This window comes from Leucothrix mucor DSM 2157 (assembly GCF_000419525.1).
Taxonomy (GTDB): domain Bacteria; phylum Pseudomonadota; class Gammaproteobacteria; order Thiotrichales; family Thiotrichaceae; genus Leucothrix; species Leucothrix mucor.
In genome coordinates, this window is record NZ_ATTE01000001.1 from 1,393,316 (window position 1) to 1,405,329 (window position 12,014).

General features: G+C 47.4%; 12 protein-coding genes. 8 read left to right on the forward strand and 4 right to left on the reverse strand.

The window, feature by feature from the left end; all coding sequences use genetic code 11:
- Nucleotides 1–46 precede the first annotated feature (46 nt).
- Nucleotides 47–1,645, reverse strand: a complete 1,599-nt coding sequence (locus tag LEUMU_RS0106205) for an ABC transporter substrate-binding protein (RefSeq protein ID WP_022951412.1) — start codon at nucleotides 1,643–1,645, stop codon at nucleotides 47–49.
- Between the two features lie 192 nt (nucleotides 1,646–1,837).
- On the opposite strand from LEUMU_RS0106205, the gene LEUMU_RS0106210 reads away from it, so the two are divergent.
- The 3 genes from LEUMU_RS0106210 to LEUMU_RS0106220 all read left to right on the forward strand — a co-directional run bounded on the left by LEUMU_RS0106210 (nucleotide 1,838) and on the right by LEUMU_RS0106220 (nucleotide 5,105).
- A complete protein-coding gene (locus LEUMU_RS0106210; protein WP_022951413.1) occupies nucleotides 1,838–2,830 on the forward strand; it encodes an alpha/beta hydrolase in 993 nt (330 codons plus the stop codon).
- Between the two features lie 84 nt (nucleotides 2,831–2,914).
- Nucleotides 2,915–3,688, forward strand: a complete 774-nt coding sequence (locus LEUMU_RS0106215; RefSeq protein ID WP_022951414.1) for an SDR family oxidoreductase — start codon at nucleotides 2,915–2,917, stop codon at nucleotides 3,686–3,688.
- A gap of 196 nt (nucleotides 3,689–3,884) precedes the next feature.
- Nucleotides 3,885–5,105, forward strand: coding sequence for a GGDEF domain-containing protein (locus LEUMU_RS0106220; RefSeq protein ID WP_022951415.1), 1,221 nt, complete (start codon nucleotides 3,885–3,887; stop codon nucleotides 5,103–5,105).
- Between the two features lie 97 nt (nucleotides 5,106–5,202).
- Here the strand turns inward: LEUMU_RS0106220 and LEUMU_RS0106225 are convergent, their stop codons facing one another.
- Nucleotides 5,203–6,132: a 2-hydroxyacid dehydrogenase gene (locus LEUMU_RS0106225; RefSeq protein WP_022951416.1), complete on the reverse strand. Its 930-nt coding sequence runs from the start codon at nucleotides 6,130–6,132 to the stop codon at nucleotides 5,203–5,205.
- A gap of 105 nt (nucleotides 6,133–6,237) precedes the next feature.
- Nucleotides 6,238–7,098: a hypothetical protein gene (locus LEUMU_RS0106230; RefSeq protein WP_022951417.1), complete on the reverse strand. Its 861-nt coding sequence runs from the start codon at nucleotides 7,096–7,098 to the stop codon at nucleotides 6,238–6,240.
- Nucleotides 7,099–7,252: 154 nt separating this feature from the next.
- On the opposite strand from LEUMU_RS0106230, the gene LEUMU_RS0106235 reads away from it, so the two are divergent.
- Both LEUMU_RS0106235 and LEUMU_RS0106240 read left to right on the forward strand, forming a co-directional pair.
- Nucleotides 7,253–7,837: an HD domain-containing protein gene (locus LEUMU_RS0106235; RefSeq protein WP_022951418.1), complete on the forward strand. Its 585-nt coding sequence runs from the start codon at nucleotides 7,253–7,255 to the stop codon at nucleotides 7,835–7,837.
- Between the two features lie 74 nt (nucleotides 7,838–7,911).
- Nucleotides 7,912–10,098 (forward strand): OsmC domain/YcaO domain-containing protein, encoded by a 2,187-nt coding sequence (locus tag LEUMU_RS0106240; RefSeq protein ID WP_022951419.1) that lies wholly within the window; start codon nucleotides 7,912–7,914, stop codon nucleotides 10,096–10,098.
- Here the strand turns inward: LEUMU_RS0106240 and LEUMU_RS0106245 are convergent.
- Nucleotides 10,089–10,490 carry a DUF4174 domain-containing protein gene (locus LEUMU_RS0106245; RefSeq protein WP_169446387.1) on the reverse strand — a complete coding sequence of 134 codons (402 nt, stop codon included), beginning with the start codon at nucleotides 10,488–10,490 and terminating at the stop codon, nucleotides 10,089–10,091. The genes LEUMU_RS0106240 and LEUMU_RS0106245 overlap by 10 nt on opposite strands.
- 188 nt (nucleotides 10,491–10,678) lie before the next feature.
- On the opposite strand from LEUMU_RS0106245, the gene LEUMU_RS0106250 reads away from it, so the two are divergent.
- From LEUMU_RS0106250 to LEUMU_RS0106260, 3 genes are all read left to right on the forward strand, one after another.
- On the forward strand, nucleotides 10,679–11,011 hold the full coding sequence (locus LEUMU_RS0106250; protein ID WP_022951421.1) for a UPF0175 family protein: 333 nt from the start codon (nucleotides 10,679–10,681) through the stop codon (nucleotides 11,009–11,011).
- Nucleotides 11,011–11,493 carry a PIN domain-containing protein gene (locus LEUMU_RS0106255; protein ID WP_022951422.1) on the forward strand — a complete coding sequence of 161 codons (483 nt, stop codon included), beginning with the start codon at nucleotides 11,011–11,013 and terminating at the stop codon, nucleotides 11,491–11,493. The genes LEUMU_RS0106250 and LEUMU_RS0106255 overlap by 1 nt, the downstream gene beginning before the upstream one ends.
- A gap of 101 nt (nucleotides 11,494–11,594) precedes the next feature.
- Nucleotides 11,595–12,014 carry a MarR family winged helix-turn-helix transcriptional regulator gene (locus LEUMU_RS0106260; protein WP_022951423.1) on the forward strand — a complete coding sequence of 140 codons (420 nt, stop codon included), beginning with the start codon at nucleotides 11,595–11,597 and terminating at the stop codon, nucleotides 12,012–12,014.

The following is a 12,014-nucleotide window of genomic DNA, read 5'->3' on the forward strand; positions in this document are numbered from 1 at the left end:
GCCGGTGAGGTTCTTGCGAGCCCTCACCGGATTTAGCGTTGTTGCGTTAAGCTTCTTTCCACCAGCGTAAAACCGCGCGCTGTCCATCCAAATCCCAATCGTTTGAGATTTCTTCAGGTGTACCGACTTTGCTAGAAACGGCATTAATGTAGTTATTAAACAGCGGCACGATGGTGCTGCCTTCGTCACTGACGATGGTTTGCATCACGCCATACATCTCAGCACGTTTCGCTTCATCCAGCTCAGAGCGCGCTTCAATTAATAACTTATTGAATTTATCGTTTTCCCAGAAGGCATCGTTCCATTTCGCGCCTTTGGAGTAGGCGGTAGAGAACATCCAATCTTCTGTCGGACGGCCACCCCAGTAGCAGAAGCAGAATGGCTTCTTCATCCAAACATTCGACCAGTAACCATCGTTTGGCTCGCGGACGATTTCAACATCAATGCCCGCTTTGGCTGCATGTTCTTTGTAAAGTACGGCGGCATCGACTGCACCGGCAAAGGCGGCATCGGCGGCGCTCAGCTGAACCTTCAAACCTTCCTTGCCTGCTTTTTTCAGATGGAATCTGGCTTTATCCGGATCATAAGCGCGCTGTGGCATCTCTTTATTCAGATAGCGGTTAGCACGGCCAATGGGATGGTCATTACCGATATAACCATGTCCGCGCAGGACTGTTTTCAGTAGCGCCTCACGGTCCATTGAGTATTTCAGGGCCAGGCGCACATCGTTATCTTTGTACGGGTCAGTATCAGAGCGCATTGGCATGGTGTAATGCGCATTACCACTGGTTTCGATAATCCGAATACTTTTATTACGCTTCAGCAAATGCAGGGTTTTTACATCCATGCGATCGGCAACATCAATTTCACCGGTGGTGAGTGCATTGATTCGCGCAGTCACATCAGCGATGGTGAGGAACTCAGCTGAGTCCAAATGAACCGCATCCGCATTCCAGTGATCGGCAAATTTCTCAAGCTCGGTTTTAACACCGGGATCATAGCTCTTTACTTTATAGTAACCACAGCCAATACCCGAGGTTGGGTCTACTTTGCCTTCGGCATTAGCCGGCAAAATCGCAAGGTGATAATCACTTAACTGATACGGTAGGTCAGCATTACCATCGGTCAGTGTTAGCGCCAGCGTGTAATCATCTTCCGCTTTCATCTCAGAGATGGCATCAACGATAACCTTGGCGGCAGACTTGGTGTCTTCACCACCGTGGTGGTTTAGCGAGGCGATAACATCCTTGACGGTCATTTTCTGGCCGTTATGGAAGGTGACATCTTTGCGGAGTTTGAATACCCATTTGGTCGCGCCTTCTGAGCCTTCCCAGCTTTCGGCAATTTCAGGGCCTAAAGAACCATCAACATTCACCTGTGTCAGGTAGTTGTGAATGGTTTTACCAATAGACTGCATGGCGTTGTTTTCGTAGGTCGCTGGGTCTAGGGAGTCTGTGGTTGAGCCGTGGCCGGTACCAATTTTAAGGTGGCCACCTTTTTTGGGTTCTGCTGCTTGAGCTGCGCTTCCGAGTAATATTGCAGGTGCTGCTGCAGTGAGTCCGAGCATTGCGCTCATCTTTACAAAGTCACGTCGTGATAATCGACCGTTTTTCAGGTCTTGTTCTAGTTGATCCATATCGGGCATGCTGGCTCCTTGAGATATACATTTGTGAACACTCGATGACAATACACCTGAAACGACAAGGCTCACAAGCACTTAAAGAGCCTGAGAATGCTAATAATTTGCGTCAAGTGGGTATGCTACAAAAATATTGTCGTCAAATAAGAAATTTTTTTATAGCAAGTATTAAACGGTTGTTTTTTAGAAAGGATTTATATGGCTGATAGTGAACGTGGCAAATACGCTGATTTAATCGATGAGCAAGTCTGGGCCTTCATTGAACGCAGTGTTAGCTGCTTTCCAGTGGATGCCGGTGAGCAATCGATGGCTACTCAACGAGCGCTTTATAATGCCATGAGCCAGCAGTTTTATGCGGGTAGGCCAGTCGGTGTGACTGCGCAGGATTATGAGTTTATATCAACCGAGGCCAGTGCCAACACGCTTCGGCTGCGGGAATATCAATTTGAAGGTGACCAATCCAACGTAAAAGCAAATCCCCAACCACGCGCCCAGATCTTGTATTTTCATGGCGGTGGTTATGTTGTGGGTGACCTTGAAAGCCATGATGATGTGTGTGCTGAGATTTGTGCGCACACCGGATTGCTGCTCACTGCGGTGGATTATCGGTTGGCACCGGAACATCGCTATCCGGCAGCCTTTGATGATGCCTTTGCCAGCTACCATCATGTGCTAGCGCGTAATCAGCTGCCGGTGATCTTAATGGGTGATAGTGCAGGGGCTAATCTGGCGGCGTCGGTGGCACATCGGATTCGCGGGCAGGGCACGCAAGCGATTGGGCAGCTACTGATCTATCCGGTATTGGGGAGTGATTTTAGCCACGGTACTTATCTGGAACATGCCAATGCGCCGCTACTCAGTACAAACGACATGTTGTTCTACCAGCGCCAGTTGTTAAATGGTGATGCACCATTAGAGACAGATTTAACGCTGCCAAAAGAAAGCTGGTTTGCGCCGTTAGATGACAATGACTTTAGTGGTTTACCACCAACCACCGTATTTACCGCTCAATATGATCCACTCGCGGGCGATGGTTTAGCTTACTGCCACCGTATTCAAGCAGCCGGTGGCGTATCGCATTGCTCTGAGGAAAAAGGATTAGTGCATGGCTATTTACGCGCTCGCCACTGTGCAACGGCGGCTAAAGATAGCGTTGGCCGAATACTCAAGTCGATTGCTGATTTTTATTAGCCCTAGGCCACGTTTATTTTATTAGTGGTTATTCTCGCCATTGCTTAGACTGCTATTTCGTCAATTACAGAGCAGGGGGGAGTCATGCTATACGTGCTGATTACAGCAGGTGCATCCGGTATTGGCAGGGCCATGGCCAAAGCCTTTGATGAAGCCGGAGCGGCTATCTGGGTGGTTGATATTGATGACGCAGGCTTGCAAAACTCTCCAGACCATTGGTATCGCACCACGCTGGATGTCACCGATGAAAATGCGGTGGCCGCCTTATTTAAAGACATTCGCGAGCGCTGGGGTAAGTTAGATGTGGTATGTGCCAATGCTGGCATCGCAGGCCCAACCGCTCAAATTGAAGATGTGCAACTTTCCGATTGGCAACGTTGCTTGTCGGTAAATTTAGAAGGTGCCTTTTTATTTGCCAAATATGCTACGCCGATAATGAAAGCCCAACACAGCGGCAGCCTGATTCTGACCTCATCCACTGCTGGCCTGTATGGCTATCCAAACCGCGCGCCGTATTGCGCCGCCAAATGGGGCGTGATTGGGTTGATGAAAACTTTAGCGATGGAGCTTGGCCCTCATGGTATTCGAGCCAATGCCATTTGCCCCGGTAGCGTGGAAGGTGAGCGCATGAATGGAGTGCTGGACCGAGAGGCTGCGATTAAAGGCAGCACTCGTGAATATATTCAGGAAGCGTATGCCAGTGGTACCTCGATGCGCTGTTTTGTAACCGCTGAGGATGTGGCGGCAATGGCATTATTTTTAGGCTCCGATGCCTCTCAAAGGGTTTCAGGGCAGGTGATGGCGGTGGATGGACATACCGAAAATCCTGACCCTAAGGTGCACATTAGCCCTCAATAAACCGGCATTAGTGTATAAAAGAATCTGTCGGGTATGGGCTGATTGTTTAACGGAATAATCAATGTGGCACTGCTTTTAGCTTAGTAAGGAGTTCCAGACAATCGGTGGCGCAGGGCAACTCCTCGTGTCGGGTATCTGTAGACTTATTGTCAAGTATTGCTATATTTGTTGGCAATTAAAGGTATAACTCTAAGTCATGCACCCATTTCAAGTAACCATGATTGTCAGTGCGACAGTGTTGGTTTTACTGACCGCTCTGTTTCTTATCATTCGTACGATGCCTTCGCGTCCGGGGATCGAGTGGTGGACTGCTTCGTCAGCTTTTCAGTGTGTGGCTTACTTATTAGCACTTATTTTTTATGGCTCTGAAAAAACCATTGAGGCCGATATGGCCTTTTTTAGTTTGCAGACCATTGTTGATCAGGCAATCGTGATTGGCACCTTATTGTTTGTGGGAGTCCCCATCAAACTTAAGCGGTGGATACTCGCGCCCGTAGTGATCATTACGGTGTTGTGTACGCTGCTCCTCGCGGGGATGGAATCCCTCGCTGTTTTCCTGTTTGCAACCACCGCATCGGCAGTCTTTATCTATCCTGCTATTTTGATTTTCAGAGCCAAATTTAACAAAAAAAGTATCACGACCACCGCTGTACTGTTCTTTGCGGTAGGTATTCACTGGTTGAATTACCCCTTTCTCGGACGCAATCCTGACTACGCCCATATCGGCTTTATGATTGGAATGGTGCTTGCCGTCAGTATTGTTTTAACGCTTGCATTATTAGCTTTGCTGCAATTTAGAGATCACACCAAGGCCTCCGAATTACAGGCGATTTACGCCGCCACGCATGACCCCTTAACTGGACTTTATAACCGTAGTTATCTGGATACGTTATTTTCTCAATATGTGGATGATGCAGACCAAAAGCAGCAGCGTTTTATGCTGTTGTATTTAGACTTAGATGGTTTTAAGGCAGTTAATGATCGCTATGGGCATAAATCCGGAGACTTGGTTTTAGCGACAATTGCCGAGCGAATGGAGAAATCTTTGGCTGATGATGGCGATGCAATCAGAATTGGTGGTGATGAGATCGTCGTCTTATTACGCCTTAGCGGTGAGTACTGCTTAGAAAAGACCTATCAATCCGCCAGAAGTTTGCTGGATCTTATTGAGCAGCCCATAACGGATGGCCAGCAAAAGCATCAGATTAGCGCGAGTATTGGAGCTTGCTGTTATCAGCCAAAGCAGGCTAATAAAAACCTGGATGACTTAATTAGCTGCGCGGATAAGTTGATGTACAAGGCAAAACAATCAGGCGGTAAGTGCGTGTTCTTTGATGAGTATCAGCCTGAGGCCGTATTAGGTAAGCGGGTTGTATCTCTCAAGCGTCGCATTGAGGCTCCATCAGAGCCGGCATAGAGCTCTGACACGACCATCATCGATTGCTGAATTGCTGAAGCTATGTGAGCGCTGACCAGTTCAAAAAATGCACTTTCAAACTAGTCAGCGCGGCCAATTACATGCCTCGGCTGCGATCAAATATCGGCTCAGGCAGCTCTCCCTGTTCCATACGCATGATATTCGCGGCAATCACTCTAACCGCTGTTTCTGGCTGAGTTGGCCCTGCAATATGCGGCGTAATGGCTACTTTTGGGTGACGCCATAAGCGACTTTCTTTCGGCAATGGCTCAGCGCTGAATACATCCAAGGCGGCACTGCTAATTTGTACTTTATCCAAAGCTTGCAGCAAGGCAGCTTCATCCACGATCGCACCACGGCTAATATTCACCAGATGACTTTTACGTGGCATAAGCTTGAGGAATGCGGCATTGATCAGCTGCTCGCTGCGACTATTTAAAGCCAGGCAACAGATAACCACATCAACCGGTTTGAGTAAGGTCGGTAGCGCCTCCATGCCAGAGTAGGTATCAATACCTTCAGCCGTTTTGGGTTTAAAGTCCCAGGCTTTCACATTGAAGCCCGCTTGCTGCACAGTACGCGCTACTTCACAGGCGATCCGTCCCAGCCCTAAGACGACGACGTTAAATCGCTCGGCAGGAGTTACATCCAATGGCTGCCAGTATTGATTGTTTTGTTGACTGCGATATTGAGGGTAATGGCGATGCGCATTCATCACCCAGTACAAAGCATAGTTTGACATTTCCCGTGCCATTGCAGGGTCGCCGAGCGATACTAATGGCACTTCCGGTAGCTCGGGGTCGCTTAGCAAGTGCTCCATGCCAGCGCCCAATGACAAAATACTGCGTAAATTTGGATAGCGTTTCAAGTCGCCTTTGGGGTGATTCCACACCAGCGCATATCGAACGGCCTCCGGATCTGGAATGTTTGGGTAGGTATAAACGGGCATACCCGGTAACTGGCTAGCCAGCGCTTTTTGCCATTCGGCATTTCCGGAAGCACTGTTGTTGTTAAGTAAAATCGCCATCACACACTGTCCACTGAGAATTTAATTACTAGCTTTAATTGAATTTTTGGGATGATCCAAACGAAACTGAATAGTATCTTAAATCGACAGCGTGTAAATCCTCAGTTACAGGCAATTACTCGTTTCCGTACTGTAGGCAAAGCGGTCAATACCATGCGGGTCTCGGGCTGATGCCATCACGCTGCGACTCAATACGCTGTGCTTGATCATGATTTGACTGATCGGCTTTGCAGGAATAATTCCAATCGTGTTTTCGATATTGTGACCAGAAAGCATCGTCCCTTTAAAGTTGTGCTCGCTATCAAATAGGTTAAGTTGTCCTGTTTTATCATCTCCCAGCAGGTGGCCATCGATGTATACAACCACGTGTTCATCCGCATGAATCTCATAGCGCAGGGTGGGGTTGTTATCTTTTAGCGTGTCAAAAATATCAACAAGGTCGAAGCTAAAAGCGGTAACCGGCTCATTGAATGTAATGGAGACGGTGTAAACGTCACCCGCTTTCGGGCCTTGCTCCGGAAAGATAAAAACACCTGTGCCATTATTCCCTGAAATAAAGGCATCGGCTTTGGTGGTGCGAAACTCGGCGCGGTTGGTGGTGATAAAGCTGCTGTTGTAGGTGAGTGTTCCGTTCTTAAACACGCCAACACTTGCGGCGGCGGTACCCGGGCCATCGGCACCGGTAAATGCGAAATCTTCTGGCCCGTTAAGTAGCGTCAGGCGCATCCCTTTATCCAGCACGGCTTTTTCAAAGCCTGACTCTTGATAGCCCAAGCCATTAGTATTCCCACCGATGGTGTACACCTTGAGCTTGTCATTCGACCAATGCCTCGCATCTGGCTGTGGTTTACTGGCGTTTGAAGCCGCATCGCATGGGAGTGGATCTGCGATGTTTGCTAAAGCCATTTGCGAAGTCATTGATAGCCCTAATACCACGGCTAATCCTAAACTATTATTTGACATCATAGCGTCCCCTTTTTTTTAGCTATCACCGGAGGCCCACTCCGACATTAGCCAATCTATTCTTCATTTATATTAATAATACTCCCAAAGCCCTACATTCTGTCGGTTATTTGGAATACTCTAATGTATCGACTAAGCCGTCTTAAATGGAATACACATGAAAACAGTAAGTTTTACCGAGATGAAGCACGGAACGAAACAGGATTACGACTATCTGGAAGTTTTGGAGCAGCCATACCGTGACGGCACGGCAAAGCGAATTCTGAAGGCGTTGGCAGCACAAGGTGAAGAAAGCCTTGCCGGTTATAAAGTGAGTCGTTTAGAACATGCGCTGCAATCGGCCACCCGAGCATGGCGTGATAAGGCGGATATTGATTGGATTGTTGGTACCTTACTGCATGATATTGGCGATGGCTTAGCGCCACAAAATCATGATCGCTTTGCCGCAGAAGTGATTCGGCCTTTTGTGCGCGAAGATGTGACGTGGGTGGTGGAGCATCACGGTGCCTTTCAGATGATTTACTATGCGCATTATTATGATGGCTGGAACCCGAATGAGCGGGATAAGTATCGGGATAGCCCTTATTATCAGGCGGCTGTCGACTTTTGTGAAAACTGGGATCAGAGCAGTTTTGATCCGGACTATGACAGTAAACCGTTAGAGTTTTTTGCACCGATGGTTGAAGAGGTGTTTGCGCGTAAGGCTTATGATGAGACTTTTGTGAAATTTAACCGAGACTAATCGCCCGAAAAAACAGATAATCACCGCGATTAAGGCCTGCCGGTCGACCGCACACAAGACTCTGGATATAAGTAATGCAAATCAACGTTAATTTTCTCGATAATCTCCGACTTGAAGCTAAGTTTGATGATTTTACTGTCATCGCTGACCAACCGATTCGTTATAAAGGTGATGGTTCTGCCCCTGGTCCTTTTGACTACTTCTTAGCCTCATCCGCTTTGTGTGCTGCCTACTTTGTGAAGGTGTACTGCTTAGCGCGTGATATTCCTACAGAAAATATTCGCCTATCGCAGAATAATATCGTTGATCCTGAGAACCGTTATAACCAGATTTTCCAGATTCAGGTGGAGCTGCCAGAGGGCATTTCTGAGAAAGACCGTGAAGGCATCCTAAGATCCATTGATCGCTGCACAGTGAAAAAAGTCGTTCAGACCGGGCCTGAGTTTAAAATCGAGACCGTTAAAAGTCTGGATGAAGATGCGCAAGCGATGCTGATGAGCACACCCGATAGCGAGGCTAGCACCTTTATCTTAGGTAAAGACCTGCCGCTTGAGAAAACCATTGCCAATATGACCGGCATTCTGGCTGATCTTGGCATGAAAATCGAGATCGCCTCCTGGCGCAATATTGTGCCGAATGTATGGTCATTGCATATCCGTGATGCGGCTTCGCCAATGTGCTTTACCAACGGGAAGGGCGCAACCAAAGAAAGTGCGTTATGCTCGGCTTTGGGCGAGTTTATTGAGCGCCTGAACTGTAACTTCTTCTACAATGATCAGTACTTTGGTGAAGAGATTGCCAATGCTGATTTCGTGCATTACCCAACCGAGCAGTGGTTTAAGCCGGGTGAGAATGATGCCTTGCCACAAGACATTTTGGATGCGTACTGCCTCGGTATTTACAATCCAGATGGCGAGCTGCGTGGTTCACACCTGATTGATACCAATTCCGGTAATGTGGCGCGTGGCATTTGCTCGATTCCGTATGTGCGCCAATCCGATGGCGAAACCGTGTATTTCCCCTCTAACCTGATTGAGAATTTATTCTTAAGTAATGGCATGAGTGCGGGTAATAATTTGGCCGAAGCGCAGGTGCAGTGCTTGTCGGAGATTTTTGAGCGCGCGGTAAAGCGCCAGATTATCGAGCAAGAAATTGTACTGCCAGACGTGCCACAGACAGTGCTAGATAAGTACCCAAGTATTTTAGCCGGTATTCAGGCGCTTGAAGAGCAGGGCTTTCCGGTCGTGGTCAAAGATGCGTCCTTAGGCGGTCAGTTCCCGGTGATGTGCGTGACGCTGATGAATCCGAGAACTGGTGGTGTGTTTGCCTCTTTCGGTGGGCATCCTAGCTTTGAAGTAGCGCTGGAACGTAGCTTGACTGAGCTATTGCAAGGTCGCAGCTTTGAAGGTTTGAATGATGTGCCTAAGCCAACCTTTAATAGCGCAGCGGTTTCTGAGCCTGAGAACTTTGTTGAACATTTTATTGATTCCACGGGTGTTATTTCATGGCGCTTCTTTAGTGCTAAGCATGATTATGATTTCTGCGAATGGGATTTTTCCGGCACCAACGAAGAAGAAAGCCAGTGCTTGTTTGGTATTTTAGAGGCGATGGGCAAAGAATCTTACATGGCCGTGTTTGATAATCTTGGCGCGACCGCTTGCCGCATTCTGGTGCCGGATTATTCTGAAGTGTATCCGGTTGAAGATTTGATTTGGGATAACACCAATAAAGCGCTGAACTACCGCGAAGATATTTTGAATATCCATGCGCTGAGCGAAGATGCGCTTGTGGCATTGTATGAGCGCTTGGAAGAAAGCGAGCTGGATAATTACACCGACATCAAAACGCTGATTGGCATTGAATTTGATGAAAATACGGTGTGGGGTCAGCTAACGATTCTTGAGTTGAAAATCCTGATTTGCTTAGCGGTCGGTGAGCTTGAGGAAGCTATTGAATTAGTGGGTGGCTTCTTGCAGTTTAATGATAATACGGTTGAGCGTGGCTTGTTTTATCAGGCGGTCAATGCCGTGCTTGAAGTGACACTGGACGATGAGCTGGAGCTTGATGATTTCATTGGCAACTTTAAGTGCATGTTTGGCGAAGCAACGATGGCTGATGTGGTTGGCTCAGTGAATGGTGAAATCCGCTTCCATGGCCTCACCCCAACCAGCATGAAACTGGAGGGTTTAGATCGCCATCTACGCCTGATCGACAGCTACAAAAAGCTGCATCAGGCGCGTGCTGATAAGCATCAATCCTGAGATCTGATCTCTTGTCGACGCATGGGCATTTGATCAATCTCGCCCAGTAAGTCGTCGATATTAAATGCCCGCTGGCGCAGCTTTTCACCCTGATCATAGCCGATCAAAATCACCCGAAACTCGCCAGCTGTCACTGCAAAGCGATCGTAAAATGCTTTTGCGGTGACGCGGCTTTTCTGTTTGCCTTCCAGTAGTACCGGTTTACCTGCCTCAATTGTCCATACCTGTAATTTGCGCTCGGCGAAGTCCTCAGCGTATTCCGTTTTGAATGCCCGAAAGTGTTTAAAAGCCTCGTTTTGCCTGTTTGGCGTGAATACGATTAACTGGCGCTTTTGCCACGCGAATTCGGCAAGCGCTTGGCTGGCGGTTTGCTCGGCTGCTGATAGCGTCATAGTGATCACCAGAAGAAATATGAATGATAGATAGCGCATGGTTATTGGTCTCCTAAAATGACGATATCAGAAAGTGAGGGAAGGGATAAAACAGCCTTAATATGATTGTTGAATACAGTTGAGCTTGGGGTGCTTTGGTGCTAATTTAATTCAAGTACGCCCTTTACGTAGTACTTAGGTAAATAATCATGAATGTTATAGGCATAAAAGAGCTTCAAACGAATCCCGGCAAGCTGAGTAAAATGCTACTGGGCGATAGCTATGCGCTCATCACGAGAAGAGGTGAGCCACTTGGTGTTGCTTTACCTTTTAGCGATAAGCTAATGGAAAATGGCCTTAAAACCTGGATGGCGCTTACCGCATTTAAAGAGGGAAATATCAGTTTGGGCCAACTGGCAAAGACCTTGGGTAAAAATAAGCATGAGATGCTGGCATTTTTAGGGGAGCTAAATATCCCTTTTGCTGATTATGATCTGGCTGAAGATTTACAGACTCTCGATGATCTGTTTCCGGCTTCATAATGATCATTGTTAGCGATACAACGAGCTTAATTGTTCTAGAAAAGCTCGAAGTTTTAGACCTGCTTTGCCGTTTGTTTAAGCGCGTAATAATTCCACGAGTGGTGTTGGATGAAATTGCCGTAGGTTCTCCAGGTATATTCAAAACCTTTGAAACAATGAGTTGTTTTGAAATCTTGGACGTGCCCAAAACAAGCCGGCTACAGTCATTATTAGTGATTTTGGATGATGGTGAGGCCAATGCGATTGAGCTGGCAATGATCAAGCAGTTGCCGTTGATTATTGATGAGCGAAAAGGGCGTCAGGTTGCGCAACAGCTTGGTATTAAAGTCACTGGCTTTGCGGGCTTATTAATTCAGGCTTGTCGGAGCAAAATTATAGAACGCGAAGAGGCGGTTAGCTTGCTGGATCAGGCTATGGAAAACGGGCTGAGGTTGTCTGATTCGCTGCAGTTACAGGTACGGAATAAATTATTGGACGAGTAAGCATTATCGGTTTTATGTGGGTAGGTAGTTGTAATGTGTTTGACAAGTGAAGTATTTAAGATGATACTTGCGTACTCAAACATAAAGCAAAAGAGTCAACCATGTCAGAAAACACAGAAAGCGAGCTGGTGATAAACATCATCAACCTCCAAAGCAAAATCCAAAAGCAGGTCGGCGGCGCATTGTCTGTGCACGGTATCGGCTTATCAGAATATCTCGTTCTAAATCAGCTATTCATTGCCCCCACTCAAAAGATGCGTCGCAGCGATCTTGCGGAGCGGGTGGGTTTAAGCCCATCTGGCATTACGCGACTTCTCAACCCAATGGAAAAGATTGGTCTTGTCCAAAAGGAAGAGAACCCTCGCGATGCCAGAGTTAGTTTGGTGACGATTTCAGAGACCGGAAAGCAGATTTATAAGGATGCGCAGGTCTCATTCAATCATGCTTCCGCTGCATTATTTAAGCCGCTGGATAAAAAACAGCTGAGTGGTTTTTCTGAGCTGTTAAAAGCGGTATCCTAG